Source organism: Nocardiopsis alkaliphila YIM 80379 (genome assembly GCF_000341005.1).
Taxonomy (GTDB): domain Bacteria; phylum Actinomycetota; class Actinomycetes; order Streptosporangiales; family Streptosporangiaceae; genus Nocardiopsis; species Nocardiopsis alkaliphila.
In genome coordinates, this window is the sequence record NZ_ANBD01000062.1 from 1 (window position 1) to 348 (window position 348).

1 protein-coding gene is annotated in these 348 nt (G+C 65.5%); it reads right to left on the bottom strand.

Translation table 11 applies throughout. The features are described 5' to 3' along the window. The coding region (locus D472_RS25235) for a proton-conducting transporter transmembrane domain-containing protein (RefSeq protein WP_033303530.1) at nucleotides 1-348 on the bottom strand (348 nt) is incomplete at both ends.

Consider the following 348-nt stretch of genomic DNA (forward strand, 5'->3'; position numbering starts at 1 on the left):
AGATCACGCGTGTGCGCCTGGTGGTCCACCACACCCACCACCATGAACAGGGAGGCCTTGAACAGGGCGTGTGCGAGGGTGTGCACGGCGGCCGCCACCAATGCGGCCTCGGTTCCGACCCCGATCACCGCCACCAAAAGCCCCAGTTGGCTCACCGTGGAGTAGGCGGCGAGTTCCTTCAGATCGTGCTGTTGGAGGGCGAAGACCGCGCCGATCACGGCGGTGACCAGTCCGAACGTGATGAGCGTGAAGTTCCACAGCGGCAGTTCGGCGAAAGCGGGGGTGAACCGCATCAGCAGGAAGATGCCCGCCTTGACCATGGCGGCGGCGTGCAGGTAGGCGCTGACC